The organism is Streptococcus parasanguinis (assembly GCF_964238605.1).
In the GTDB taxonomy this organism is placed as follows: domain Bacteria; phylum Bacillota; class Bacilli; order Lactobacillales; family Streptococcaceae; genus Streptococcus; species Streptococcus parasanguinis_AJ.
In genome coordinates this window covers 26276-52099 of sequence record NZ_CAXSMM010000013.1, presented here as the reverse complement: position 1 = coordinate 52099, position 25824 = coordinate 26276, and the positions used below count along the sequence as shown (strand labels likewise).

The following is a 25824-nucleotide window of genomic DNA, read 5'->3' as shown; positions in this document are numbered from 1 at the left end:
CACATTGGTTCGTCTTGTTCAGTTTTCAAAGGTCTTTGTCGCTCTCGCGCGACAACTATATTAGTATATCATGACCTTACCTTACTGTCAACACTTTTTTCCAAAAAATTTTATTTTTTTGAAAGTTTTTTTGAAAGAAACAAAGAAAAGCCTGTATTACAGGCTTTTCTATTAGTCTAGTTCTTTTTTAATGATGAGAAATTTTTCTTCTCCGTAACCTCTTTTCATTAAACCTGCTTCAGCTATGTCTAGAAGATCTTTTGAAAAGGATTGTATCGCTTCTTTTTCGTCTTTACTTAGAATTTTCTTTGAATATTTCTTTCTAAGTTTTCGATAGTCCTGTTCTTCATTTTTAATGAATGAAGAATCTTCTAAATAGTTTTCTAGTTTTTCTAATTCTACAAATAAGCCCAACTCAAAGGCTATCGGGGCAAAGGTTGTTTCTAATGGTTGTGTACAAACACTTCTAAATTCCACAGTCCCACGAGCAGTTAGATCTTGAAATTGGTAACTTCGATGTTGTTTTAGATCTTCTTTTACAGGGTTAATGATTTTCTCATTCCCATCAGCCGTATAGGCTGTAATTTCTTTTTGATCTAGATAGTCCTCGACTCGAATTGGTTTAAAATAATAAGATTTCCCCTCTCTAGTTGCCGTAAAAATAGCCGTTCTAGCGAGATTATTAAAAAACTCTTCTTCGCTTTGGTATTCCTTAGGATAAATCCCTACATTTTCCTTATAATAACCATGTAAGGATTCTTCCCAGAAAATATCTCTGGCAATTTTTGTATCCCAAACTTCTGCTGAAAATTCTGAGTTAGAAAACAAATATGCTTTTGCTGCTTCAATTTTATTAAATGCATTAATGATGCGAAGATAGTTATCGCGCCTTACATCCAATTGAACCTGGTTTCCGCATATAAATGCTCCGTACGAAGGATAGGAATGTGTTTTCATCCCTGTACCATTCATTGCAAGGAAAGCCATTAACATCTTGTATCGTTCGATTTTCACTGGGCTATTATCATTTTCTTTCCACAAAGGATGGATTCCGTGCCCTTGGATTTCGTGATTATTTTCTTGCAAAATCGGTTGAATGATCTCCAAATAGGCCTCAAAACGTTTGGCTACCTCATTTATAGAATGAGCTCTCTCAAATGCAAATTCAATTGTATTGTAACTCAACTCGAATAGAATACGATCTTTAGAAGAGCAGTGAACCAATTGAATTGGATTTTGATCGTCATCTATTTTTTCGACTTCAAAATCTGATAAGTTGGCTAAGGTTCGAAAAAGATTTTTCGTCACCTCTATATTTGTTTTGTTTCCATTTATTTCTACAATCGGGAACTCTAATTCAACTCCGACAAAGAGTTCCGAATCCTCTTTCATATTACTAAGGTACTTCTCTTTTAGTAATTTAATTGCTTGTTGTTTTGTCATTGAATCCTTTTTCTTCTAATGGAGATATGGGTTTCATTATATCATTTTTTGCTATTCTCGACTACTCATGAAAAGCAAGACAAAACGCCTGCTTACGAAATTGTTTTAAATTAAAGCAATTTCGTAAACAAGCGTCTACCATTCATTCAATATGATGAGTGTTCCCGCTGGGGAAAATCCCCAGCGGTAGACCAGAGCTAGACTAAGAATAACAGTGTATTCCATCATCATAACACTCAACAAAATTGATGATATTATACCAATTCGATGATAGCCATTGGCGCAGCATCACCACGACGTGGTTCAGTTTTAAGGATACGAGTATATCCACCATTGCGCTCAGCATAACGAGGTGCTAATTCAGAGAACAATTTTTGAAGTGCAGTTGTTTCTGAGTATTTACCTGTTTCTTCATCAAAGTTTTGTGATGCAACTTCGTTACGTACGAATGCAGCAGCTTGACGACGTGCATGCAAATCACCACGTTTACCCAAAGTAATCATTTTTTCAACTGATTTACGGATTTCTTTCGCACGTGCTTCAGTTGTTACAATTGCTTCATTGATGATAAGATCTGTAGTCAAATCGCGAAGCATCGCTTTACGTTGTGAGCTAGTGCGTCCTAGTTTACGGTAAGCCATGTATTCCTCCTCTATTTATCGTTTTTTAACCCAAGGCCTAAGTCGGCAAGTTTGATTTTAACTTCTTCAAGACTCTTACGTCCCAAGTTACGAACTTTCATCATTTCTGCTTCTGATTTTTCAGTCAAATCGTAAACAGTATTAATGCCAGCACGTTTCAAACAGTTATATGAACGAACTGAAAGATCTAATTCTTCGATCGTACGTTCTAAAATGCGATCATCAGAAGTTGTATCTACTTCCTTCATAACATCTGTTGCAATAGCAATTTCAGTTAAGTTTGTGAATAGATTTAGGTGTTCTGTCAAAATACGAGCAGACAAACCTAAGGCATCTTCTGGAATGATTGTCCCATTTGTCAAAATTTCAAGGGTTAGCTTGTCAAAGCCATCGTTGCTACCAACGCGTGCTGGTTCAACTTGGTAATTGACTTTAGTCACTGGCGTATAGATTGAATCTACAGCAAGTGTTCCCACTGGTGCATCATCTTTTTTGTTTTGATCAGCTGGAACATAGCCACGTCCACTGTTTACAGTAAGCGTTGCTTTCAAAGATGCTCCTTCTCCGATTGTAAATAGATAATGATCAGGGTTTACAATTTCGATGTCACTATCAGTAAGAATATCTCCAGCAGTTACTTCTGCAGGTCCTTCTACATCAAGTTCAATAATCTTTTCGTCTTGGACGTAAGATTTAACGGCGATTCCTTTAACGTTAAGAATAATTTGCATAACGTCTTCACGGACTCCTGGAACGGTATCAAATTCGTGGAGTACACCTTCAATGTTGATTGAAGTGACAGCTGCACCTGGAAGTGAAGCCAGAAGTACACGACGAAGTGAGTTTCCAAGTGTTGTACCATAGCCACGTTCAAGTGGTTCTACGACAAACACGCCATAATCTTTGTTTTCATCAATTTTTGTTATATTTGGTTTTTCAAACTCAATCATTTGCTATACTCCCTCTTAAACGAAAAGCTGTGTAATTGTTGATGATTATACACGGCGACGTTTTGGAGGACGAGCACCATTGTGTGGTACAGGAGTTACATCGCGGATTGCAGTTACTTCAAGACCAGCAGCAGCAAGTGCACGAATAGCAGACTCACGACCTGAACCAGGACCTTTAACAGTTACTTCAACAGATTTAAGTCCGTGTTCTTGAGCAGCTTTTGCAGCAGCTTCTGATGCCATTTGAGCAGCAAATGGTGTAGATTTACGAGAACCTTTAAATCCAAGTGCACCTGCAGATGACCAAGCGATTGCGTTACCATGCACATCAGTAATCATAACAATTGTGTTGTTAAATGTAGCGTGAATATGAGCAATACCAGATTCGATATTCTTTTTCACACGACGTTTACGTGTTGGTTTAGCCAAGATTTTTACCTCCTTATTTTATTTTATTTTTTCTTACCTGCAATCGCAACAGCTTTACCTTTACGAGTGCGAGCATTGTTTTTAGTGTTTTGTCCACGAACTGGAAGTCCACGACGGTGACGGATACCACGGTATGAACCGATTTCCATCAAGCGTTTGATGTTCAAGTTTACTTCACGACGAAGGTCACCTTCAACTTTGATTGCGTCAACTTCACGACGGATAGCATCTTCTTGATCTGGTGTAAGATCGCGAACACGAATATCTTCAGAAACGCCTGCAGCAGCAAGGATTTTCTTAGATGTTGGAAGTCCGATACCGTACACATAAGTCAATGAAATTACTACACGTTTGTCATTTGGAATGTCAACTCCAGCAATACGAGCCATGTTTTCTCCTTTCTATCTTATCCTTGACGTTGTTTGTGTTTTGGATTTGCTGGGCAAATTACCATAACACGACCATTACGACGAATTACTTTACAGTATTCGCAAATTGGTTTGACCGATGGTCTTACTTTCATTTTTATCCCTCCAAGTTTTTCGATTATTTAAAGCGGTATGTGATACGTCCACGTGTCAAATCGTACGGACTCATCTCCACTGTAACACGATCTCCCGCTAAAATACGAATATAGTTTTTACGAATTTTACCAGAAACTGTTGCTAAAATCTGATGTCCATTTTCAAGTTCAACCGTAAACATAGCATTCGGCATTGTATCGACTACTTTGCCTTCTACTTCAATCACATCGTCTTTTGCCACGCAAAAGTACCTCCATAAATTTCGATTCATTCCTCTGAGCACAGAGGTAACAATTATAAGTCAGACTAACTAATTGTAACACTAGTTGTCCAATATTGCAAGCATGAAAAACGCTTTTATTTCAAATTTGACAAGACTTTTTCAATGTCTGAAAATACATCATTGATATCTTGGTTCCCTTGGATGTCATGTACGAGTCCTTTTGAACGATAAAATTCAATGATTGGTTCACCTTGGGCAATATTAACATCCAAACGACGTTTTACTGTCTCAGGTTTATCATCTTCACGTTGGTAGTAATCTTCCTCTTTGTAATCAACTGGTGGATTGAATACTTTATGGAAAGTTTCTCCAGTTTGACGATGAATGATACGTCCGCTCAAACGCTCTAAAAGACTGTCTGGATTTACTTCGATGTTGATAACACCTTCAAGCTCAATACCAAGTTCAGCCAATGTTTTATCTAAAGCATGAGCTTGCTCAATGGTACGTGGATATCCGTCTAACAAGAAACCTGTTTCTTTAATATCATCTTGAGCAAGGCGTTCTTTTACAATTCCATTGGTTACTTCATCTGGTACCAACTCACCTTTATCAATGTATGATTTTGCCAATACACCCATTTCAGTTTGGTTAGCCATCGCTGCGCGGAACATATCTCCAGTGGAGATATGCGCTACGTGAAACTCTTCAACGATTTTAGCTGCTTGAGTTCCTTTACCTGCTCCAGGCAACCCCATAATTAAAAGATTCATGATGAATTCTCCTTATTTTGTTTTTAAATGGAAGCAGGAGCGAATTCCTATTTCCATTTAAAAACAAAATAGAAGGCTGACAAAGTCAACCTTATTCTATTCTGTTGTTGTGTCCATAAATCCGACATACTTACGTTTTAATAAGTAGCCTTCTAATTGTTTCATTCCCTCAATACCTGTTGAAATAATGATTAACAAACTAGTTCCTCCAAGAGCAACTGCATCTGTCAAACCAAATAAATCTCGAGCCAGGATTGGAATGATGGTAATAAAGCCAAGGAATACTGATCCGACGCTTGCTAAACGACGTAGCAAACGAGACATAAACTCTTCTGTCCCCTTACCAGGGCGGACGCCTGGGATATAGGCACCACTCTTTTGAAGGTTTTCTGCCGTTTTTTCAGGATTGATCTGAACAAACGTGTAGAAGAAGGTGAAGAGAATGATCAATAAGGCATACATTGCCACACCAGTTGGTGTGTTTGTAGCCAACATGGCTTGAGCTGTTTTCACCCATCCTGCATTGTAACCCATAGCGCTAATCACTTGGAAAATTGCAGCAGGCGCTGCTGTAATCGAACTAGCGAAGATGACAGGAATAACTCCTGCTGGGTTTACTTTCAAAGGTAGGTAAGAACTTGATGGAGCTCCTTGTGCAATCTTTGTATATTGGATTGGAATCTTGTATTGTGCTTGCTCCACAAAGGTTGTAAAGTAAACAATAACCAAGACAGCAAGGATTAATACCCCAACAAAAATGAGGGAATTGGTCATTTGACCAGAACGAACATTCACAAATGCATTTTCATAGATTTCTTTAATCATCTCAGGAATTGATGACACAATCCCTGCAAAGATAATCATTGAAACACCATTACCGTACCCTTTATCTGTGATTTGTTCTCCAAGCCAAGTCACAATCATGGAACCGGTCGTCAGAATCGCACCGATTAATAGATAGGTCTTGGTATTTGGAGTTGCGACTAATTTCGCCTGAGACAAAGTGTGGAAGGTGGCTGTAATCCCGATGGATTGAACAAAGGCTAGAACCAAAGAAATATAGCGTGTTGCTTGGTTGAGCTTTCTTCGACCAACTTCCCCTTGTTTGCCCCATTCAACAAACTTAGGCAACAGATCCATTTGCAAAAGTTGCACGACGATCGAAGCTGTAATGTATGGGCTAACCCCTAATGCGAAAACTGAGAAGTTCCTCATGGCATTCCCAGAAACCAAACTGAGCATGTTCAAGAAGGACACATCTTGAAGGTTGTTCAGAATTTTCGCATTTACACCAGGCACTGTAATCGTGGTCCCAATGCGGAAAACAAGAATGATGAAGATCGTAAATAAAATCTTCGACCGTACTTGTTTCACCTTAAATGCATCTTTTAATAATTTAAAAAACATAGGTCACCTCACTTAGATGACTTCAACTGAACCACCTTTAGCAGTGATAGCTTCTTCAGCTGATTTAGAGAATTTAGCTGCTTTAACAGTCAACTTCTTAGTCAATTCTCCGTTACCAAGAATTTTGATACCTGATTTTTCAGCTTTTACAATTCCTGATTCTACAAGTACTACTGGAGTTACTTCAGCACCATCTTCAAAGGCGTTCAATTGATCAAGGTTCACAATAGCATATTCTTTAGCGTTGATGTTTGTAAATCCACGTTTTGGAAGACGACGGAACAATGGAGTTTGTCCACCTTCAAAACCAAGACGTACACCGCCACCGCTACGAGCTTTTTGACCTTTTTGACCACGGCCAGAAGTTTTACCATTACCAGATGAAGTACCACGACCAACACGGTTGCGGACTTTACGTGAACCTGTAGCAGGTTGTAATTCATGAAGTTTCATTATTTATTTTCTCCTCTTTTGTAAATTGCTAACGCATGTAATCAGGAAAAGGTGTCCTAACTACAAACTCGCCTATACTTATATTTAGTTTTAGGGGATGAGAACTTCTCATACCCCTGAAAACTTTGTTTCTATTTTAAATAGATTATTTTACTTCTTCAACTGTTACCAAGTGAGATACAGCAGTGATCATACCACGTACTGCTGGGTTATCTTCTTTAATAACAGAGCTGTTCAATTTGCCAAGTCCAAGTGCTACAACAGTTTTACGTTGTGACGGGATGCGTCCGATTGGAGACTTAGTCAAAGTAATTTTAATTTGAGCCATTTGAATCTCCTTTCTTAAGCCAAGTCAGAAACTGAAATACCACGAAGGGCAGCAACTTCATCAGCGCGTTTCAATTGTGCCAAACCGTTAACAGTTGCACGAACGATGTTGATTGGAGTGTTTGATCCAAGTGATTTAGATGTAACATCTGCAATACCTGCCAATTCGACAACGGCACGAACTGCTCCACCTGCAGCAACCCCAGCCCCTTCGATAGCTGGTTTCAACAATACACGAGCTCCACCAAATACTGATGTTACTTCGTGTGGAATTGTTGTTCCAACCATAGGAACTTCGATCAAGTTTTTCTTAGCATCTTCAACAGCCTTACGGATTGCTTCTGGAACTTCTTGAGCTTTACCAGTACCAAATCCAACACGGCCATTACGGTCACCAACAACTACAAGAGCTGCAAAACGAAGACGACGTCCACCTTTAACAACTTTTGTTACACGGTTGATGGCAACTACGCGTTCTTCAAGTTCAACTGCATTATCTTTAAATGCCATTTTCTAGTGTCCTCCTATTAGAATTTCAATCCGTTTTCACGAGCTGCATCAGCCAAAGCTTTAACACGTCCGTGATATAGATATCCACCGCGGTCGAACACCACTTCAGAAATACCTTTAGCAACTGCACGTTCAGCAACAAGTTTGCCGACAACAACGGCTTGTTCAGTTTTAGTTCCTTTTGAAACTTCTTTGTCAAGAGTTGAAGCGCTTGCGAGCGTTACACCCGCTACGTCATCAATTACTTGAGCGTAGATGCCTGTATTAGAACGGAATACGTTCAAACGTGGGCGATCAGCAGTTCCAGAGAGTTTTCCGCGAACGCGACGGTGGCGTTTTTGACGGATTTTGTTTTTATCTGGTTTCGAAATCACAATTTTCACCTCTTAATTTTAAAATCATGTGCTAAGCACTGAGTTGGTAAGATGAAGTTTGGTTGAAAAACAACCAAACTACATTATTTACCTGTTTTACCTTCTTTGCGGCGAACGTATTCACCAACATAACGGATCCCTTTACCTTTGTATGGTTCAGGTGAACGAAGGCTACGTACATAAGCAGCTGTTTGACCAACTACTTCTTTTGAAATTCCGCTAACAACGATTGTTGTTGGGTTTGGAAGTTCAAAAGTAATTCCTTCTGGAGCTTCAACTTCGTCTGGGTGTGATTTACCAACAGCCAAAACAAGTTTTGATCCTTGAAGTTGTGCACGGTATCCAACCCCGCGCATTTCAAGTTCTTTCTTGAATCCTTCTGATACACCAGTAACCATGTTGTTCAAAAGGGCACGAGTTGTTCCGTGGATTGTTTTCATTTCTTTTGAATCGTTTGGACGGTGAAGTGTTACTTCAGTACCTTCCACACGGATTTCAATATCTTTTGAGAACGTACGAGTAAGTTCTCCTTTAGGTCCTTTTACAGTTACAACGTTGTCATTGTTAGTGATTTCAACACCAGCAGGCAACACGATAACTTTATTACCAATACGTGACATGTTTTTTATTCTCCTGTTAAATTGTCAGGCCTTTGCGGGCCAGTTTTCACGGGGTTTAAATCTTTTTGATTTAAAAGTTAATGTTTAGGTCTCAATTTCTAAGTGAGTCGAGGCATTGTCTCGCAGACATAACTTTGGGTTAGGCAAGAGACAATAACGAAGAGTCACAACGAAATTGGGAGCTAAATATTACCAAACGTAAGCGATAACTTCCCCACCAACGTTCTTTTGGCGTGCTTCTTTATCAGTAAGCAAACCTTCAGAAGTTGAAAGGATAGCAATTCCAAGTCCGTTAAGAACTTTTGGAAGATCTTCACGTTTTTTGTAAACACGCAAACCTGGTTTTGATACACGTTTCAAGTTTGTGATAACTTTTTCACCATTTTGTCCGTATTTCAAGAATACACGGATGATGCCTTGTTTGTCATCTTCGATGAATTCAACGTTTTTTACAAAACCTTCGCGTTTAAGGATTTCAGCAATCCCTTTTTTGATGTTTGATGCAGGTACTTCAAGTACTTCGTGTTTTGCTTGGTTAGCATTACGAATACGTGTAAGGAAGTCTGCGATTGGGTCAGTCATAACCATTATAATTTCTCCTCTTACTAGTAGTTTGCAAGTTGCACTTGCTAGTTAATACATGATACAGAGAGCGTAACAGCGAGAGCAAAAATAGGCAATTTGATGCAGGAGCGATGCTCCAAAGAAAATTGGTCTTTTTTGCCAAAGCTGTAGCTCGTGTTCAAATTGGCAAGCCCAACTGAACCCGGGCTAAACTCTGTGTGAAAAAGATAAACTTTCCTAGAAACTAAAGTTTCTTCGTCAAGTTTCCTATTTTCACTTGGAGTTTTAACGCCCTTGATATCTTAAATTACCAAGATGCTTTTGTGACACCTGGGATTTGACCTTTGTATGCCAATTCACGGAAGCAAACACGGCAAAGTTTAAACTTGCGGTAAACTGAGTGTGGACGTCCACAACGTTCACAGCGAGTGTATGCTTGAGTAGAGAACTTCGCTGGGCGTTTGTTCTTAGCAATCATAGATTTTTTAGCCATTAGTTTTACCTCCTATATTATTTTGCAAACGGCATTCCGAGGCCAGTAAGCAATGCACGTGATTCTTCGTCTGTGTTCGCTGTAGTTACGATTACGATATCCAAACCACGAGTTTTATCAACATCATCAAAGTTGATTTCTGGGAAGATCAATTGTTCTTTCACACCAAGTGTGTAGTTTCCGCGTCCATCAAATGATTTAGTTGGAACACCATGGAAGTCACGTACACGTGGAAGTGAAACTGTTACCAATTTATCCAAGAATTCGTACATACGTTCACCACGAAGGGTAACTTTTGCACCGATCGCAACACCTTCACGAAGACGGAAGCCGGCGATTGATTTTTTAGCCTTAGTGATCAATGGTTTTTGACCTGAGATCAAAGCAAGCTCTTCAGCAGCTTTTTCAAGGTTTTTAGCATTTGATACTGCATCACCAACACCCATGTTCAAAACGATTTTATCAACTTTTGGCACAGCCATAACTGATGAATAGTTGAACTGTTCAGTCAATGATGGTACTACTTCATTAAGGTATTTTTCTTTTAAACGATTAGCCATTATACTTCTCCTTTCCTTCGTGATTAGTCAAGCACTTCGCCTGATTTTTTGTTGTAGCGAACTTTTTTGCCGTCTACAAATTTGTAGCCAACACGTCCAGCAACACCGTTTTTATCCAAAACTTGAACGTTAGAAGCATGGATTGGAGCTTCTTTTTCAACGATCGCACCTTGAGGGTTTTCGTTATTTGGACGTTGGTGTTTCTTGATGATGTTTACACCTTCTACAACAACTTTATTTACTTTTGGAAGAGCAGTAAGAACAACAGCTTCTACGCCTTTGTCTTTGCCAGCGATAACGCGAACTTTGTCGCCTTTTTTTACAAACATTTTATTCTCCTTTTATTCTTACGCCCGACGGGCACCCTGGCTGAGCCAGGGGACTGTGTTTGTTTTTTTATTGATTAAAGTACTTCTGGAGCAAGTGATACGATCTTCATGAAACCACCGTCACGCAATTCACGTGCAACTGGGCCAAAGATACGAGTTCCGCGAGGAGTTTTGTCATCACGGATGATCACTGCTGCATTTTCGTCGAACTTGATGTATGAACCATCTTTACGACGAGCACCTGATTTAGTACGAACGATAACAGCTTTTACAACGTCACCTTTCTTAACCGCACCACCAGGAGTAGCTTGTTTTACAGATGCAACGATTACATCACCGATGCTCGCGAATTTACGTTTTGAACCACCAAGAACTTTGATTGTCAAGATTTCGCGTGCGCCACTGTTGTCAGCGACTTTCAAACGAGTTTCTGTTTGAATCATTTACGTTTTCTCCTTTCAGGTATGATTAGATGATGACCGCTTTTTCAACGACTTCTACAAGACGGAAGCGTTTTGTAGCTGAAAGCGGACGAGTTTCCATGATACGAACGATATCGCCTTCTTTAGCAACATTGTTTTCATCATGAGCTTTGTATTTTTTAGAATAGTTGATACGTTTACCATAGACTGGGTGGTTACGTTTAGTTTCAACTACAACTGTGATTGTTTTGTCCATTTTGTCAGACACAACGCGTCCAACAAGAACTTTACGATTATTGCGTTCCATTGAAATTCTCCTTCCCTAGTCTATTATTTAGCTTCTGATTGAACAGTTTTGATACGAGCGATTTGTTTTTTCACTTCTTTCAAACGTCCAGTTTGTTCCAATTGACCAGCAGCTGCTTGGAAACGAAGTTCAAACAATTCTTTCTTCAATTCATTTTCACGCTTCGCGAGTTCTTCTTGAGAAAGACCACGAAGTTCTTTAACAAATTCTTTTACTTCTGTAAGTTTCATGACCTCTCCTTATTCTGCTTCACGTTTCACAAATTTAGTTTTAACTGGCAATTTGTGGCTAGCAAGACGAAGTGCTTCGCGCGCGATCTCTTCAGATACACCAGCGATTTCGAACATCACTTTACCACGTTTAACTGGTGCTACCCAACCTTCAGGAGCCCCTTTACCAGATCCCATACGTACCCCGATAGCTTTAGCGGTGTATGATTTGTGTGGGAAAATCTTAATCCAAACTTTACCACCACGTTTCATGTAACGAGTCATGGCGATACGAGCAGCTTCGATTTGACGGTTTGTGATCCAGTGGCTAGTTGTAGCTTGAAGACCGTATTCACCGAATGCTACTTCTTTTCCACCTTTTGCTTCACCGCGCATTTTACCACGGAATTCGCGACGGTGTTTTACACGTTTAGGTACTAACATTGGTTATTTACCTCCTTTAGCGTCTTTACGAGCTGGAAGAACTTCACCACGGTAGATCCATACTTTAACACCAAGTTTACCGTAAGTAGTGTCTGCTTCTTCCCAAGCGTAATCGATATCAGCGCGAAGTGTGTGAAGCGGAACAGTTCCTTCAGAGTATCCTTCCGCACGGGCAATATCTGCACCGTTCAAACGACCTGATACTTGAGTTTTGATTCCTTTAGCTCCAGCACGCATAGCACGTTGGATCGCTTGTTTTTGTGCACGACGGAAAGCAACACGTTGTTCCAATTGACGAGCGATTCCTTCACCAACAAGGTGAGCATCCAAGTCAGGACGTTTGATCTCAATGATGTTGATGTGTACTTGTTTACCAGTCAATTTGTTAAGAGCTGCACGAAGTGCATCAACGTTTGCCCCACCTTTACCGATCACCATACCTGGTTTAGCAGTGTGAAGAGAAACGTTAACTTTGTTTACTGCGCGTTCGATTTCAATAGTTGAAACAGCTGCGTCAGCCAATTCTTTTTGAATGAATTTACGGATTGCAAGATCTTCATGAAGGTAATCCGCGTATTCTTTTTCAGCATACCATTTGGCATCCCAATCACGGATGATACCAACACGCATACCAATTGGATGTACTTTTTGACCCACGAGTTTACCTCCTTATTTTTCTGCAACAGCTACTGTGATGTGAGCTGTACGTTTGTTGATTGGTGAAGCTGAACCTTTCGCACGTGGACGGAAACGTTTCATTGTTGGTCCTTCGTTTGCGAATGCTTCAGATACTACCAAGTTAGCTTTTTCCAAACCAAAGTTGTTTTCAGCGTTTGCTACTGCTGAGTTCAACACTTTAAGGATGATCCCTGCAGCTTTGTTTGGTGTGAATGTCAAAATAGCGATGGCATCGGCTACGCTTTTACCACGGATGTTGTCAAGAACAAGACGTGATTTACGAGGTGAAACACGCACTGTACGAGCCATTGCTTTAGCTGAAGTAATTTCTGCCATTTATGTTCTCCTTATTTTCTACGTGTCTTCTTGTCGTCTGCCGCGTGACCTTTGTAAGTACGAGTTGGTGCAAATTCACCAAGCTTGTGACCTACCATGTCTTCTTGGATGTAAACAGGTACATGTTTACGTCCATCATAAACTGCGATAGTGTATCCGATGAAACTTGGGAAGATCGTTGAACGACGTGACCAAGTTTTAATTACTTTTTTCTTTTCGTCGTTTGCTTGAGCTTCAACTTTTTTCATCAAATGCTCATCGACGAAAGGTCCTTTTTTAAGACTACGTCCCATTTTGTAATTTTCTCCTTTAAAATTTAGTACCACAGCGGCTTGCGCTGCTATGCAGCGCTACCGAGCTGGCGGAAAGTGTAAGCTAGTTGCTTATGATTATTTTTGGTTGCGACGACGAACGATAAGTTTGTCAGATTTCGCTTTCTTGTTACGAGTTTTAAGACCAAGCGCAGGTTTACCCCAAGGAGTAGATGGCGCTTTACGTCCAACTGGTGCTTTACCTTCACCACCACCGTGTGGGTGATCATTCGGGTTCATTACAGAACCACGAACTGTAGGGCGAACACCTTTCCAGCGGTTACGTCCCGCTTTACCAAGGTTAACAAGTCCATGTTGTTCGTTTCCGACAACACCAACTGTAGCACGGCAAGTTCCAAGAATCATACGAACTTCGCCTGATTGAAGACGAACAAGTACATATTTACCTTCAGAACCCAATACTTGAGCAGAAGCTCCAGCAGCACGTACCAATTCTCCACCTTTACCAGGTTTCAATTCGATGTTGTGGATCAAAGTACCAACTGGGATGTTAGCAAGTGGAAGAGCATTTCCGACTTTGATATCTGCTTCTGGTCCTGATACAATGCGTTGACCTACTTCAAGACCTTTAGGGGCAATGATGTAAGCTTTCACACCGTCAGTGTAGTGTACAAGCGCGATGTTAGCTGAGCGGTTTGGATCGTATTCGATCGTTTTAACGACTGCTTCAACTCCATCTTTGTTACGTTTGAAATCGATCAAACGGTAATGACGTTTGTGTCCACCACCTTGATGACGAACAGTGATACGACCGTTGTTGTTACGACCTGCTTTGTTTTTAAGAGAAACAAGCAAAGTTTTCTCAGGTGTGTTTGTTGTGATTTCAGCGAAATCCAAAGAAGTCATATTACGGCGACCGTTTGTTGTTGGTTTATAAACACGAATTCCCACGATATTTCCTCCTTAGATTATTCAGCTTCAGTAGCAAACAACTCGATTGCTTTAGAATCAGCTGCAAGCGTGATGATAGCTTTTTTAGTTTTTGAAGTAAAACCAGTGTAGCGTCCAACGCGTTTTGCTTTAGGTTTTACGTTTACAGTGTTCACATTCGCAACTTTTACACCTTCAAACGCAGCTTCAACAGCTTGTTTGATCAAAAGTTTGTGAGCGCGAGTGTCAACTTCGAATACATATTTGCCTGCCTCAAGTTGAGCCATTGACTTTTCAGTGATAACAGGTTTTTTGATAACATCATACAAATTCATTATGCAAGAACCTCCTCGATTTTAGAGATAGCTGCTTGAGTAACAAGAAGTTTGTCACTATTTGCGATGTCAAGAACACTTGCAGTTGTAGCAGTCGCAACTTTCACGTTTGGAAGGTTACGAGCTGAAAGAGCTGCGAATTCGTTTCCTTCTTCAAGAATAACAAGGACTTTAGAATCGATGCTCAAAGCTGCAAGAACTTTTGCAAATTCAGCAGTTTTTGGAGCTGTAAATTCAAGAGAATCAACGGCTACAAATTTGTTTTCAGCAACTTTTTCTGAGTAAACAGATTTAAGTGCAAGGCGACGAACTTTTTGAGGAAGTTTGTACGCATAGCTACGTGGAGTTGGTCCGAAGACGATTCCACCACCACGCCATTGTGGAGAGCGGATAGAACCTTGACGAGCACGTCCAGTTCCTTTTTGACGCCATGGTTTGCGTCCGCCACCTGAAACGGCTGAACGGTTTTTAACTGCGTGAGTTCCTTGACGAAGGCTAGCACGTTGGCTGATGATCACATCAAATACAACTGCTTGGTTTGGTTCGATACCAAAGATCGCATCGTTAAGAACAACTTCGCCCGCTTGTTTACCAGTTTGGTCGAATAATGTTACATTTGCCATTTTGACTGTATTCCCCTTTCCTTATTATTTACCAGCTTTAACTGCTGACTTGATAGTGATAAGAGATTTCTTAGCACCTGGTACGTTACCTTTGATAAGGATAACGTTCTTTTCTGGAACAACTTGTACAACTTCAAGGTTTTGAATTGTTACACGATCGCCACCCATGCGTCCTGCAAGGTTTTTACCTTTGAATACGCGGTTAGGTGCAACAGGTCCCATAGAACCTGGACGACGGTGGTAACGAGAACCGTGAGCCATAGGTCCACGTGATTGTCCGTGGCGTTTGATAACACCTTGGAAACCTTTGCCTTTAGAAGTACCAGTTACATCAACAATGTCTCCAGCTTCGAAAGTGTCAACTGTGATTTCAGCACCAACTTCCAAGCCTTCAACGTTTTTGAATTCACGAATGAAGCGCTTAGGAGCCGTGTTAGCTTTTGCTACATGTCCTTTAGCAGGTTTGTTGCTCAATACTTCGCGTTTGTCATCGAAACCAACTTGGATAGCGTTGTAACCATCTGTTTCAACAGTTTTAACTTGAAGAACAACGTTTGGAGTTGCTTCGATAACTGTTACAGGGATCAATTCGCCAGCTTCAGTGAAGATTTGAGTCATTCCCACTTTTTTCCCTAAGATTCCTTTTGTCATGAGAAAATAGTTCCTTTTCTATAGTTTTTTATTCAAAAAGTTTTTAACGAGCGTTTTTTATGCTCTGGATCAAGCTTTAGATTAAAGTTTGATTTCTACGTTTACACCACTTGGAAGATCCAATTTCATCAAAGCGTCAACTGTTTTTTGAGTTGGGTTGATGATATCGATCAAACGTTTGTGTGTACGCATTTCGAATTGTTCGCGAGAATCTTTGTATTTGTGAGTCGCACGAATGATTGTGTAGAGGCTACGCTCAGTTGGAAGTGGGATTGGACCCGCAACTTGTGCACCTGTACGAGTAGCTGATTCTACGATTTTTGCAGCCGCTGTGTCGAGTGTACGGTGTTCGTACGCTTTCAAACGGATGCGGATTTTTTTGTTTGCCATCTTTTTCTCCTTTTCGTCTATTTAAGATAATAGGCTAGCTCCACAAGAAAACCGACGCGCGTTGCGTGGCAATGCAACCGAGCGTGTCGCAACCTCTTGCATCAAAGCTAATAGCTGTTTTTCACAGCACCATAGTAGTTTAACACAAACAAAGGCCCAATGCAAGGGATTTGAGAAGATTTTTTTCGTTTTTTTGATGAAAGTGTTTTCGAAAGAAATAGAGTGCTAAAAAAGTTGCTATTATATAGAAAAATATATAGAAAAAAGTTCTACTTTTCCGTAGAACTTTTTAACGTAAAGTGATACGCTAATTACATCTTTTCACTTTTTATTTATTGATTTTCAAGGCTGCTTTTATTTCACCAATTGTTGATGCAGTGCTTGTATCTTGAAATGACTTTAACTCTTTATTCCCCCTCTCATCAATAGTTTCAACTGGATTACTATAATCATTTGTGGAACTCGTTGTAAATCCACCGGATTCATCAGCGACAATTACTTTACTATCAGGTAAATTACCAAAATAATCATTTATTTCTTTTTCTGATTTACCACTCAAGAGTTTTTTATAAATTTGTATTGTTTGATTTTCCTTTTGATCAATTCCTGTTGATTCAGCAACGGCGTTTTTTTGTAATGCATACGATACAATCCCAATAGATAGAACTGTTGCTATTAGAGATATGATCTTTTTAGTTTGATTAGCCATTTTTTCACCTACTTTCTTAATACACTTATTATAGGTTTTTGATATATAGTTTAACAGGACAAAAATGTCCTGCTAATTATTTGATATCCTGTTGCCATTCCTGTTTTAGTTTTTTTAATAGCATATCTTCTTTAATCATTTCTGCAAAGTGTATAGCTGATTCGTAATACTCTTTAGCCTCTTTTTTATCATTCTTATAACTGAGATAATATTTCCATTCAAACATATCTATCAAAGATTTTTTCTGATAGTCTTGAGTTAGTTCCATAATTTGAATTAACCTGTCTAATATTTCTCTAACCTTTTTATAATCACCTAATCTAAAAAACAACCCTAAGGCTAGAAAAAGTGTATCTCTCAATACAAATTGCTGATAGATTAATAATTCACCATCATCTACCAATAACCTTTGTACAATTTGCGGTAACAATTGCCATCCTGGATTACAGTATATGTCATCATCGTGTATCATTATTATTAAAAGCAATTTAATCAACAAAAGATCATTTAAGGTATATGTATTCTTCTTTTTTAGTTGATCAAGATAATCCTCCAATAAATGATTTCCAAGTTCAATTAATTCACTTTCATTAACATCAGATATAGTGGTTAAGATATCAACAATCAATTGCTCCTCTTCAGGCAAATCTTCATAATAATTCTCATATATGATTTCGAAACGTTTTTCCTCTTCATAAATCTTTCTTTTATCCGAATACGTCGTATTTCTTAATAATTGGTATTTTAAGTCTAAATATTCTTTTGGTAATTCTGTATAGTCTGGCATCAATGAAAATAAATTCATGTCTAGTCGTTCAGCTAAAAAATTTATCTTAGTTAATGTTGGTCTCGACAAGCCTGACTCTATTCGAGTTAATTGACGCACAGTCAACTCGCTCTCATCCTGACACAACTCTTCTTTGGTCATTCCTTTTTGTTTTCTATACTTTTTCACAAGAGTTGCAAATTTTCGAAGATCTTCTACCATAGTTATCATCCTTCCTGAATACATTATACCCAATAACAAATTTGCTTACAACAATATCGATGCTCTATGAAATTTAATCAAAAAAGTTCTACTTTTCCGTAGAACTTTCTATTCTTTTTCAATACAAAATTGATCTTGTGATGTATTGACCAGGATATCTGCTTCACCTTCCATAGGTTGGTAGTACTGATGGTATTGTTCTCGCCTGATCTGGTGAGTTCGATAGATGAAGTCCATTTCTCGATTTCGTTGGGCGACGTCTCTGCTTAATCGTCTTTCCAGCTCTGTATGATCATCTGTGTAGAAACAAATGGTTTGATCAAACAAAAACTTAGGGAGAAAGGCTACCGACATTCCCTCTACGATAAGAATAGGCTTTGCGCCAGATAATATGTGACTTGGAGTCCATGGCTTATCAATTGTTCGTATATCCATTCCCGCTTGAAGGGCTTGAATATCTCGTTCTAGACTAGCTAATTCGTGGGCACTCGACAGACATGCAGTCACTTTTTGACCTGGGGAGTCTTTTGGTACAACCAATCCTCTTGGACTTCCAATAACATAGGGATCTGTCTCTAAAAGATTAACTTTCATGAGGTCCAATCGCTCACAGAGTGCTTTTGCAAAGGTTGTTTTTCCTGAACCACCATGACCATAGATCCCAATGGTCTGCCATTCTTTTGCCTGGATCTTTTTAACCAAGGAGTCTAATAGTCTTTCGCGATCCATCCTAGAAATTCCGTCCTGACTTGTTATAGCCATATTTTTCGACGAAATGCTCACGGAATTCTAAGAGATTGTCATCCATGATGGCTTGACGGACCTGCTTCATAAGGTTAATCAAGAAGTAGAGGTTGTGGTAGCTAGTCAAGCGAATGCCGAAGGTCTCATCTGCCTTGAGGAGGTGGCGAAGATAAGCTCGGGTATAGTTTTTACAAGTGTAGCAATCACATTCAGGATCCAGCGGTGTAAAATCTTCTGCAAATTGCGCATTTTTCACTACCAGGCGTCCTTGACTAGTCATACAGGTACCATTTCTCGCAATCCGCGTCGGCAAGACACAGTCAAACATATCCACTCCACGAATAACACCATCGATCAGACTGTCTGGAGCTCCCACTCCCATGAGATAACGTGGCTTGTTCTCTGGTAGGAGCGGAGTTGTGAAATCAAGTACTGCATTCATCTCTTCATGGCTTTCCCCAACAGCTAACCCACCGATGGAATAGCCTGGAAAGTCCATGCTGACCAGATCTTGAGCAGACTGACGGCGCAAGTCTTCAAATCCAGCCCCTTGAACAATCCCGAAAAGCCCTTGATCATGAGGACGACGGTGAGCTTTTAGCCCACGTTCTGCCCAACGACTGGTCCGTTCGATTGATTTTTTCACATAATCATAGGGCTGATAAAACTGAGGGCATTCATCAAAGGACATCATAATGTCGCTGCCTAGATTGTTTTGAATCGAGATGGCTTTTTCTGGAGAAAGGAACATTTTCGAGCCGTTGAGGTGGTTTTTAAAGGTCACCCCTTCTTCAGTAATATTGCGGGTATCCGCTAGTGAATAGACTTGAAAACCTCCACTATCTGTCAAGATTGGCTGATCCCAGTTCATGAACTGGTGCAATCCTCCTGCTTTTGCGACCAAGTCGTCCCCGGGACGAAGCCAGAGATGGTATGTGTTGGCCAAGATAATGCCGGAACCCATTTCCTTGAGTTCTTCTGGCGATTGGGTCTTAACGGTTGCCTGAGTCCCTACAGGCATAAACATTGGGGTTGGGAAGGTCCCGTGAGGGGTGATTATTTCTCCCAGACGAGCACCTGTATGCTTTTCTTTTTTGATTAATCGATATTGAATCGGTGAATCTGTCATGGTTACCTCCGTACTGGGAAAAACAGTCCCAGCCTTCTTATTCCTGTCACAGTTTTCCTGTGAGCACCTGTACGATTGTACCAAATTTTACCAGCTCTGTCACGGACTTATGTTATAATAAAAAGTACTACTATGAAGAGAGTGTCATCTATGAACCTTAAACTGATTCGCCTCCGGGCACGTACCATGCAAATCCAGCAACCGGGCTTAGCTATCCTTTTTGCTCTTCCGGTCCTGTTGACCATTCTTGCTAACTTTCTCTTAAGTGGGCAAGATCTGGTCGATCTACTACCGGATATGACCTTGCAGCAAGCAAGTATCTACATGATCCAGCGACAGCTCTTTCCTTCTGTCGTCTCCTTTGTCATCTCCATTTTAGTGGTTGGTGCGACTTTTAGCTATTTAGATACGATTAATCCCAAGATCGAACACCGAACACGCGTCTTAGATATCTTTAAACAAGATCGCTTTACCTCTGTATTTGCCACCTTGATCTTAAAGCAAGTCGTCCTCTTTTTATGGGGACTCATCCTCTATGTAGGGAGTCTCATCAGCACCTACGCCAGCATTCGATTTTTGGCGATCTACGATAAGGTGAGCAACCCTAGCACTCTGAGTGCTTCCAGTCCTGAATTCCAATCTCTCATGCAACAAATGCCTCTGATGACTGCTGGTGTCATACTTGGCCTGATTGGCCTCCTCTTTTACCTGCCACAATACTACAGTCTCAGCCTGGTCGAATTGATCCTCTACGAGCAATTACGAGACGGCAACTACAAGGGAGCCTTTGGAGTCCTTCGCCAAAGTCGTGAAACCATGAAAGGGTTCCGCAGCAATCGCTTGGTGCTCGATCTAACCTTGATTGGTTGGTACTTCTTGAATTACTTCACGCGCGATGTCATCGGCTTTTATACCATGCCTTACTTTATCAACTGCCAAATTGCCTTTTATGATCAAATCAAGCAGATTAAACAAGGGCCGCGCCATTTTACAGGCCATCCAAGCCATGAAACTGAATAAGAGTAAGAAGAAAACCCCAGCTTGCTGGGGTTTTCTTCTATGTCAATTGTTTATCATTTATAAACCGTATAGGGAGTCTCCTAAGATCAGTCGGGTGTGTTCCCGTTTGATACAGCGGTTCATGACGATATCTTCTCGTCCAGCTCCACGAAGGATTTCTTCTGCTTCTTGATTTTCCAGCTCCAATTGTGCCCAGAAAATTTTCGCATCCGTCTCAATAAAATCACGTGCCACATCTGGTAAAAACTCACTGCGACGGTACACATCAACGATATCTACTGGGAAAGGAATTTCCTGTAGGCTAGCATAAACCGTCTCCCCAAGGATCTGACCACCGGCTGCACGGGGGTTGACGGGAATAATCCGATAGCCCCGTTCTTGCATCTCCTTACTGACACGATGACTGGTCGTATCTTCACGATCAGATAATCCAACTACAGCAATGATCTTGCTGGTTTCTAGGTAATGTTTGATAATGCCATCACTAGGATTGCGAAATGAATAAGCCATAAGAATCTCCTTTTTGTATGCGTTTCCTTTCTTTAAATAGTATAACAATACGAAGGGCATTGCAAGTGTTTGTCGTTAAAAGCGGTAGGAAACTGAAAAGTCTCCTACCGCTTTCTGTTTTAAACAAACTCAATCTTATTTGGCTTCATACCATGTTTTGCCTTCATTCTCATCAGCTTCCAGTGGAACTGCAAGTTCGATAGCGGATTCCATGGTCTCTTTGACGAGTTCTTTGATCGCTACCAGTTCATCACTTGGTACTTGCAGAACGATTTCATCATGCACCTGAAGAAGCATCTTGGTCTTGTATGCTCCTCTTTCTAGCGCTTGGTCTAAGTGGATCATAGCAATTTTCAAGATGTCTGCTGCCGATCCTTGGATGGGTGAGTTGATAGCCGTCCGCTCCGCAAAGCCTCGAACATTGAAGTTGCGAGAATTGATATCTGGAATCTCCCGACGACGCTTGAAGAGAGTCTCCACATAGCCTTTGTCACGCGCTTCCCGTACCACTCTCTCCATATAGTCCTTGATGCCAGGGTAGCGTTCGAAATAGGTCTCAATGTAGGCCTTGGCTTCTTTTCGACTGATCCCTAGGTTGTTAGACAGGCCAAAGTCGGAAATTCCATAAACCACACCGAAGTTTACTGCTTTTGCATTGCGACGGTCGTTCGGCGTCACATCTTCTGGTTTTTCAATATTGAAGACGCGCATAGCAGTCGATGTATGGATATCTGCCCCATGTTTAAAGGCGTCAATCAAATGCTCATCTCCCGAAATATGGGCCAAGACGCGCAATTCGATCTGTGAATAGTCCGAACTGAGCAAGACACTGTTTTCCTCTTCTGGGACAAAGGCCTTACGAATAAGGCGACCTTGTTCCAATCGGACAGGGATATTTTGCAGGTTGGGATCCACGCTGGACAAGCGGCCTGTCTGCGTCAAATCCTGTACATAGCGGGTATGGATCTTCCCATCTTCCAAAATCCAATCTTGAAGACCGATGACATAGGTCGACTGGATCTTAGCAATTTGGCGGTATTCAAGAATCTTAGACACAATTGGTGCGATGGGAGCCAGGCGTTCCAAGACATCAACAGCTGTGGAATAGCCGGTTTTGGTCTTCTTCGTATATTCAAGAGGGAGTTCCAATTTTTCAAAGAGGATGACACCCAATTGTTTTGGAGAATTGATGTTGAACTCTTCTCCTGCAAGCTCGTAGATTTCTTGGGTCAAGCGTTCCAAGACCGCTTCGTTTTCCACTTGCATATCTTGGAGGGTCTGGCGCTCTACCTTGATCCCCGCGATTTCCATCTTGGCCAAAACAGCTGCTAGTGGTTGCTCCATATCATAAAGCAAATCTAGCTGATCATGGGCTTGCAACTGCTCCATCATAGGCTCTTCGGTATCCAGTAGAACAGCGACTTTCCGTGCCAAATGCTCTAATAGGACCGCCTTCTCTGGGATAGCTTTTTTGGCTCCCTTGCCATAAACGACTTCGTCCAGTGGCAGCGCAATCTGACTATAGAGACTCGCAATGGTTGAAATCTCATTGTCCTCTACGGTCGACAAGAGATACTTGGCCAATCGACTGTCAAACGCGGGATTTTGAAGGGTAATGCCCAAGTGGCTGAGCAAGACCTTGGCCCGCTTGAAGTCATAGACCTTGAGGGGCGTTTTTTCGAGAAATTCTTTGAAAATCGGTGTTTGCAAAAGACCAGTATCTGTACTCGCGTAGAGCTGACCTTTGGTCCCCCATGCAAAGCCGATAATGGGTTCCGTATGGTAGTTGTCCCCAAAAATCTCGAAATGGAAGAAACTATCTTCCGTAAGCATATCTGGAGTGACTTGCTCGACTTCTGTATAGTCAATGGCTACAGGAGCCGCCTCTTCTCCACTGAGATCCAAGGCCTGACGGAGTTGCTTGAAGCCCATCTCCTCATAAAACTTGGCGAGATTTTCTAGATGGGGGCCCGTATAGGTGATATCATCCAGGCCAATCTCAATGGGCGCATTGGTATCGATGGTCGCGAGAGTCTTGGACAGATAGGCCTGCTCCTTGTCGTTGATGAGGTTTTCCTTCATCTTAGAAGCCTTCATCTCATCGATATGATCATAAATGCCATCGAGAGAGCCATACTCAAGGAGCAGTTTGATTCCGGTCTTTTCTCCAATCTTAGTGACACCTGGGATATTATCCGACTTATCTCCCATCAAGGCCTTGAGATCGATAAATTGCTCCGGTGTCAGTCCCATCTTTTCTTTCAAATAGGCTGGAGTAAATTCTTCAAACTCTGCCACTCCTTTTTTTGAGATTTCAACCACCGTGTTGTCATCCGTTAGCTGAATCAAGTCCTTGTCCCCTGAGACAATAGTCACATCAAAAGGAACAGAAGTTGATTCTGCCAACTTGTCCAGCGTTCCAATAATATCATCTGCTTCATATTGAGCTAGCTCATAGTGGCGAATTCCCAAATGATCCAGTTGTTCACGAATGAAAGGAAACTGCTCGCGGAACTCATCTGGCGTTTTTGCACGACCCCCTTTGTAGTCGGCATACATCTCCGTCCGAAAAGTCGTCTTTCCTGCATCAAAAGCAACAAGGACATGGGTTGGTTGGATGCGCTCCAAGAGATGGCTCAACATGAGATTAAAGCCATAGACCGCATTGGTATGCAGACCATTGGCATTTTTGAAGCGATCAATTTGATTATAAAGTGCGAAAAAGGCACGAAAAGCGACGGAAGACCCGTCGATGAGTAGTAATGTATTCTTTTTTTCCATAGGCCTATTATACCACGAATCACAAGGTCTCTGGTACATAAAAACTCTACCCTTTCGGGTAGAGCCTTCTTTAGGAGTTTCTTATGAAAAATGAAAAGAAGTGTTTATTCGCCGTAACAAGACCCTTGTTGTGGCAATTTCTTAAAGCGTTTTGGATAATTGACTGAGATTTTCATTTTCTGTACCTCATTTCTTATTGGATGAGTACAGTATACAAGAGAAACCTAAACCATTCCTTATAGAAAGCTTCAAGAAAACTAAAAACTGAGACGCAAAACACGCGGTTGTTTTTGGCTACAAGCTGGTAATTGAAGATGGAGGCCTGCCTCATCTTGGCTCCAAGAAACGAGCTGGCTTTCTCCAAGGAGCTCTACCTGCCGAATACGCGCATGAAGGATTCTCGGTTGCTTGAGATCATAGGCGAGAGACGGCAAGGTCAGCTCCTCTGTCCGTCCGCTTGGTTCTAGCTGGATAGCATAAAGAAGGCCTTCACGCATGGTATAGCGGAAATCTTGGCTGGTGTAGAGTGGCGCTTCCCCATCTGAGAAGGAACCTTCCTGAGCCTCGGTCGGTCCGTCCGATGACACCCGCCAAGGCCGGCTCTGATAAACGGCTTCTCCGTTTACCGCCAGCCAGTCCCCGATCTCTGTGAGGATGTCTCGGTCTTGCTCAGGGATGGTACCATCTGCCTTGGGGCCAATATTGAGCAGAAGATTGCCATTTTTTGCCACAACATCGACTAAATTTTGTAGCAATTCCTTACTGGTCTTGTAGGCTAGATCCTCGGTATAGCACCAAGAATTACGGGCGATCGCGGTATCCATTTGCCACAGAAAGGCTTGCGTCTCTCCGTAGCCTCCCCGCTCCATCTCGACGATTCCTGAACCGAAAGGGAGGGCATCCTGTTTGTAACAAACAGCCACCTTGCAATCCTCTTGTGCTGCTAGATTGTAATAATACGCCAAAAAGCGCATCAAGTAGGGACGGAAACTCTCATGCTGGATCCACCAGTCAAAATAAAGGAGCTCTGGCTGGTAGTCCCGCACCAGTTCACAGGTTCGCAACAGCCAATCTTTCAAGAATTCTTTGCTCGGATAAGGCTTGGAAGTCAGATCAAAATGATCCTTGGGCTCTGGCTCGGCTGGCCAATAAAGGCTGTCTCTTGGGACTTCTTGCGGAATGTCACTAGTAAATTCCTTGCCATGTGAAAAGAAAAACTGGTGTTCTGCCCGGTGAGAGGACGTACAGAAGTGCAGGCCACGTTTTTCTGCTTCCTCCCTCAGCTCTCCTAAGACATCTCGTCTCGGCCCCATTTCTAAGCTATTATAAGGCGAGAGTGTAGAGGCATACATCTGAAAACCATCGTGGTGCTCCGCAACTGGGAAAAGATACTGAGCTCCCGCTTTTTGAAAGAGATCTAGCCAAGATACCGGATCAAAGCGATCGGCTGTAAATAGAGGAATGAGATCCTTGTAGCCAAAGATAGCCTGATCTCCAAAATGCGCTCGATGATAGTCATAGCAAGGATTCCCTTGGATATACATATTTCGCGAATACCATTCCGAACCGAAAGCAGGTACACTATAGACGCCCCAGTGGATAAATATTCCAAATTTGGCATCCCGATACCAATCTGGACAGACTTGATGGCTAAGAGAGTCCCAGGTTGGTTCAAAAGGACCTGACTGGATGACTTGATCAATCTCTTCAAGGCTAATCATTCTCT

39 protein-coding genes are annotated in these 25824 nt (G+C 41.3%); 2 read left to right on the top strand and 37 right to left on the bottom strand.

Annotation, left to right across the window (positions count from 1 at the left end; translation table 11 throughout):
- Positions 1 to 180 (top strand): hypothetical protein (locus ACESR9_RS09130; RefSeq protein WP_373106338.1); only part of this gene is annotated, 180 nt, incomplete at its 5' end.
- Here ACESR9_RS09130 and ACESR9_RS09125 read toward each other — a convergent pair.
- The 34 genes from ACESR9_RS09125 to tgt all read right to left on the bottom strand — a co-directional run bounded on the left by ACESR9_RS09125 (position 172) and on the right by tgt (position 19787).
- A complete protein-coding gene (locus tag ACESR9_RS09125; RefSeq protein WP_373106337.1) occupies positions 172 to 1443 on the bottom strand; it encodes a glutamate-cysteine ligase family protein in 1272 nt (423 codons plus the stop codon). The two genes, ACESR9_RS09130 and ACESR9_RS09125, sit on opposite strands and share 9 nt — an antisense overlap.
- A gap of 254 nt (positions 1444 to 1697) precedes the next feature.
- The gene (gene rplQ / locus ACESR9_RS09120) at positions 1698 to 2084 is read right to left on the bottom strand and encodes a 50S ribosomal protein L17 (RefSeq protein ID WP_003002399.1); all 387 of its coding nucleotides are present in this window, start codon (positions 2082 to 2084) and stop codon (positions 1698 to 1700) included.
- Between the two features lie 11 nt (positions 2085 to 2095).
- On the bottom strand, positions 2096 to 3034 hold the full coding sequence (locus ACESR9_RS09115) for a DNA-directed RNA polymerase subunit alpha (protein ID WP_003009635.1): 939 nt from the start codon (positions 3032 to 3034) through the stop codon (positions 2096 to 2098).
- Positions 3035 to 3079: 45 nt separating this feature from the next.
- Entirely contained in the window at positions 3080 to 3463 is a 384-nt protein-coding gene (gene rpsK / locus ACESR9_RS09110; protein WP_003002390.1) for a 30S ribosomal protein S11, read from the bottom strand.
- A gap of 23 nt (positions 3464 to 3486) precedes the next feature.
- Positions 3487 to 3852 (bottom strand): 30S ribosomal protein S13, encoded by a 366-nt coding sequence (gene rpsM / locus ACESR9_RS09105; RefSeq protein ID WP_003009631.1) that lies wholly within the window; start codon positions 3850 to 3852, stop codon positions 3487 to 3489.
- 17 nt (positions 3853 to 3869) lie between these two features.
- Positions 3870 to 3986 carry a 50S ribosomal protein L36 gene (rpmJ, locus tag ACESR9_RS09100; protein ID WP_001808836.1) on the bottom strand — a complete coding sequence of 39 codons (117 nt, stop codon included), beginning with the start codon at positions 3984 to 3986 and terminating at the stop codon, positions 3870 to 3872.
- 23 nt (positions 3987 to 4009) lie between these two features.
- Positions 4010 to 4228 carry a translation initiation factor IF-1 gene (gene infA / locus ACESR9_RS09095; protein ID WP_001029883.1) on the bottom strand — a complete coding sequence of 73 codons (219 nt, stop codon included), beginning with the start codon at positions 4226 to 4228 and terminating at the stop codon, positions 4010 to 4012.
- Positions 4229 to 4344: 116 nt separating this feature from the next.
- The gene (locus ACESR9_RS09090; RefSeq protein ID WP_021154254.1) at positions 4345 to 4983 is read right to left on the bottom strand and encodes an adenylate kinase; all 639 of its coding nucleotides are present in this window, start codon (positions 4981 to 4983) and stop codon (positions 4345 to 4347) included.
- Positions 4984 to 5079: 96 nt separating this feature from the next.
- Positions 5080 to 6390 (bottom strand): preprotein translocase subunit SecY, encoded by a 1311-nt coding sequence (secY, locus tag ACESR9_RS09085; protein WP_023920186.1) that lies wholly within the window; start codon positions 6388 to 6390, stop codon positions 5080 to 5082.
- 12 nt (positions 6391 to 6402) lie between these two features.
- Positions 6403 to 6843, bottom strand: a complete 441-nt coding sequence (rplO, locus tag ACESR9_RS09080; protein ID WP_003002405.1) for a 50S ribosomal protein L15 — start codon at positions 6841 to 6843, stop codon at positions 6403 to 6405.
- A 145-nt stretch (positions 6844 to 6988) separates the two neighbouring features.
- Positions 6989 to 7171 (bottom strand): 50S ribosomal protein L30, encoded by a 183-nt coding sequence (rpmD, locus tag ACESR9_RS09075; RefSeq protein WP_002894509.1) that lies wholly within the window; start codon positions 7169 to 7171, stop codon positions 6989 to 6991.
- A 14-nt stretch (positions 7172 to 7185) separates the two neighbouring features.
- The gene (gene rpsE, locus ACESR9_RS09070; protein WP_003009617.1) at positions 7186 to 7680 is read right to left on the bottom strand and encodes a 30S ribosomal protein S5; all 495 of its coding nucleotides are present in this window, start codon (positions 7678 to 7680) and stop codon (positions 7186 to 7188) included.
- Between the two features lie 17 nt (positions 7681 to 7697).
- Positions 7698 to 8054 carry a 50S ribosomal protein L18 gene (gene rplR, locus ACESR9_RS09065; RefSeq protein ID WP_003010871.1) on the bottom strand — a complete coding sequence of 119 codons (357 nt, stop codon included), beginning with the start codon at positions 8052 to 8054 and terminating at the stop codon, positions 7698 to 7700.
- An 83-nt stretch (positions 8055 to 8137) separates the two neighbouring features.
- Positions 8138 to 8674 (bottom strand): 50S ribosomal protein L6, encoded by a 537-nt coding sequence (gene rplF / locus ACESR9_RS09060; RefSeq protein ID WP_003010839.1) that lies wholly within the window; start codon positions 8672 to 8674, stop codon positions 8138 to 8140.
- A 189-nt stretch (positions 8675 to 8863) separates the two neighbouring features.
- Positions 8864 to 9262 (bottom strand): 30S ribosomal protein S8, encoded by a 399-nt coding sequence (gene rpsH, locus ACESR9_RS09055; RefSeq protein WP_003010897.1) that lies wholly within the window; start codon positions 9260 to 9262, stop codon positions 8864 to 8866.
- Positions 9263 to 9545: 283 nt separating this feature from the next.
- Positions 9546 to 9731 (bottom strand): type Z 30S ribosomal protein S14, encoded by a 186-nt coding sequence (locus tag ACESR9_RS09050; protein WP_001085699.1) that lies wholly within the window; start codon positions 9729 to 9731, stop codon positions 9546 to 9548.
- Between the two features lie 17 nt (positions 9732 to 9748).
- On the bottom strand, positions 9749 to 10291 hold the full coding sequence (gene rplE, locus ACESR9_RS09045; protein ID WP_003009606.1) for a 50S ribosomal protein L5: 543 nt from the start codon (positions 10289 to 10291) through the stop codon (positions 9749 to 9751).
- A 23-nt stretch (positions 10292 to 10314) separates the two neighbouring features.
- Entirely contained in the window at positions 10315 to 10620 is a 306-nt protein-coding gene (gene rplX, locus ACESR9_RS09040; protein WP_003002315.1) for a 50S ribosomal protein L24, read from the bottom strand.
- A 74-nt stretch (positions 10621 to 10694) separates the two neighbouring features.
- Positions 10695 to 11063, bottom strand: coding sequence for a 50S ribosomal protein L14 (gene rplN, locus ACESR9_RS09035; protein WP_003002384.1), 369 nt, complete (start codon positions 11061 to 11063; stop codon positions 10695 to 10697).
- A gap of 25 nt (positions 11064 to 11088) precedes the next feature.
- The gene (rpsQ, locus tag ACESR9_RS09030; RefSeq protein WP_003009600.1) at positions 11089 to 11349 is read right to left on the bottom strand and encodes a 30S ribosomal protein S17; all 261 of its coding nucleotides are present in this window, start codon (positions 11347 to 11349) and stop codon (positions 11089 to 11091) included.
- A gap of 23 nt (positions 11350 to 11372) precedes the next feature.
- The gene (gene rpmC / locus ACESR9_RS09025) at positions 11373 to 11579 is read right to left on the bottom strand and encodes a 50S ribosomal protein L29 (protein ID WP_003002350.1); all 207 of its coding nucleotides are present in this window, start codon (positions 11577 to 11579) and stop codon (positions 11373 to 11375) included.
- A 9-nt stretch (positions 11580 to 11588) separates the two neighbouring features.
- A complete protein-coding gene (rplP, locus tag ACESR9_RS09020) occupies positions 11589 to 12002 on the bottom strand; it encodes a 50S ribosomal protein L16 (RefSeq protein ID WP_000960947.1) in 414 nt (137 codons plus the stop codon).
- A 3-nt stretch (positions 12003 to 12005) separates the two neighbouring features.
- Positions 12006 to 12659 carry a 30S ribosomal protein S3 gene (gene rpsC, locus ACESR9_RS09015; protein ID WP_003002336.1) on the bottom strand — a complete coding sequence of 218 codons (654 nt, stop codon included), beginning with the start codon at positions 12657 to 12659 and terminating at the stop codon, positions 12006 to 12008.
- Between the two features lie 12 nt (positions 12660 to 12671).
- Positions 12672 to 13016: a 50S ribosomal protein L22 gene (gene rplV / locus ACESR9_RS09010; protein ID WP_000818139.1), complete on the bottom strand. Its 345-nt coding sequence runs from the start codon at positions 13014 to 13016 to the stop codon at positions 12672 to 12674.
- Between the two features lie 11 nt (positions 13017 to 13027).
- The gene (rpsS, locus tag ACESR9_RS09005; RefSeq protein WP_000533766.1) at positions 13028 to 13309 is read right to left on the bottom strand and encodes a 30S ribosomal protein S19; all 282 of its coding nucleotides are present in this window, start codon (positions 13307 to 13309) and stop codon (positions 13028 to 13030) included.
- 96 nt (positions 13310 to 13405) lie between these two features.
- Positions 13406 to 14239 (bottom strand): 50S ribosomal protein L2, encoded by an 834-nt coding sequence (rplB, locus tag ACESR9_RS09000; protein WP_000512900.1) that lies wholly within the window; start codon positions 14237 to 14239, stop codon positions 13406 to 13408.
- A 17-nt stretch (positions 14240 to 14256) separates the two neighbouring features.
- Positions 14257 to 14553, bottom strand: a complete 297-nt coding sequence (locus ACESR9_RS08995) for a 50S ribosomal protein L23 (protein ID WP_003009593.1) — start codon at positions 14551 to 14553, stop codon at positions 14257 to 14259.
- Complete coding sequence (rplD, locus tag ACESR9_RS08990) at positions 14553 to 15176, bottom strand: 50S ribosomal protein L4 (protein WP_003009591.1); 624 nt, start codon at positions 15174 to 15176, stop codon at positions 14553 to 14555. Before rplD ends, ACESR9_RS08995 begins: the two co-directional genes overlap by 1 nt.
- 24 nt (positions 15177 to 15200) lie before the next feature.
- Positions 15201 to 15827, bottom strand: coding sequence for a 50S ribosomal protein L3 (gene rplC, locus ACESR9_RS08985; protein WP_003010846.1), 627 nt, complete (start codon positions 15825 to 15827; stop codon positions 15201 to 15203).
- A gap of 81 nt (positions 15828 to 15908) precedes the next feature.
- Positions 15909 to 16217: a 30S ribosomal protein S10 gene (gene rpsJ, locus ACESR9_RS08980; protein ID WP_003009585.1), complete on the bottom strand. Its 309-nt coding sequence runs from the start codon at positions 16215 to 16217 to the stop codon at positions 15909 to 15911.
- 328 nt (positions 16218 to 16545) lie between these two features.
- The gene (locus tag ACESR9_RS08975; protein ID WP_150905105.1) at positions 16546 to 16926 is read right to left on the bottom strand and encodes a hypothetical protein; all 381 of its coding nucleotides are present in this window, start codon (positions 16924 to 16926) and stop codon (positions 16546 to 16548) included.
- 76 nt (positions 16927 to 17002) lie between these two features.
- Positions 17003 to 17914 carry a helix-turn-helix domain-containing protein gene (locus tag ACESR9_RS08970; RefSeq protein WP_315376041.1) on the bottom strand — a complete coding sequence of 304 codons (912 nt, stop codon included), beginning with the start codon at positions 17912 to 17914 and terminating at the stop codon, positions 17003 to 17005.
- Between the two features lie 108 nt (positions 17915 to 18022).
- On the bottom strand, positions 18023 to 18643 hold the full coding sequence (locus ACESR9_RS08965; RefSeq protein WP_373106332.1) for a uridine kinase family protein: 621 nt from the start codon (positions 18641 to 18643) through the stop codon (positions 18023 to 18025).
- 1 nt (position 18644) lies between these two features.
- Entirely contained in the window at positions 18645 to 19787 is a 1143-nt protein-coding gene (tgt, locus tag ACESR9_RS08960; RefSeq protein WP_003010858.1) for a tRNA guanosine(34) transglycosylase Tgt, read from the bottom strand.
- A 150-nt stretch (positions 19788 to 19937) separates the two neighbouring features.
- Between tgt and ACESR9_RS08955 the strand changes: the two genes are divergently transcribed.
- Entirely contained in the window at positions 19938 to 20807 is an 870-nt protein-coding gene (locus ACESR9_RS08955) for a DUF975 family protein (protein ID WP_373106331.1), read from the top strand.
- 57 nt (positions 20808 to 20864) lie between these two features.
- On the opposite strand, the gene ACESR9_RS08950 is transcribed toward ACESR9_RS08955, so the two are convergent.
- From ACESR9_RS08950 to ACESR9_RS08940, 3 genes are all read right to left on the bottom strand, one after another.
- On the bottom strand, positions 20865 to 21317 hold the full coding sequence (locus tag ACESR9_RS08950; protein WP_021154247.1) for a CoA-binding protein: 453 nt from the start codon (positions 21315 to 21317) through the stop codon (positions 20865 to 20867).
- A 135-nt stretch (positions 21318 to 21452) separates the two neighbouring features.
- Positions 21453 to 24098: a DNA polymerase I gene (polA, locus tag ACESR9_RS08945; protein WP_373106330.1), complete on the bottom strand. Its 2646-nt coding sequence runs from the start codon at positions 24096 to 24098 to the stop codon at positions 21453 to 21455.
- A 257-nt stretch (positions 24099 to 24355) separates the two neighbouring features.
- On the bottom strand, positions 24356 to 25819 hold the full coding sequence (locus tag ACESR9_RS08940) for an alpha-L-fucosidase (RefSeq protein ID WP_373106329.1): 1464 nt from the start codon (positions 25817 to 25819) through the stop codon (positions 24356 to 24358).
- Positions 25820 to 25824: the final 5 nt, after the last annotated feature.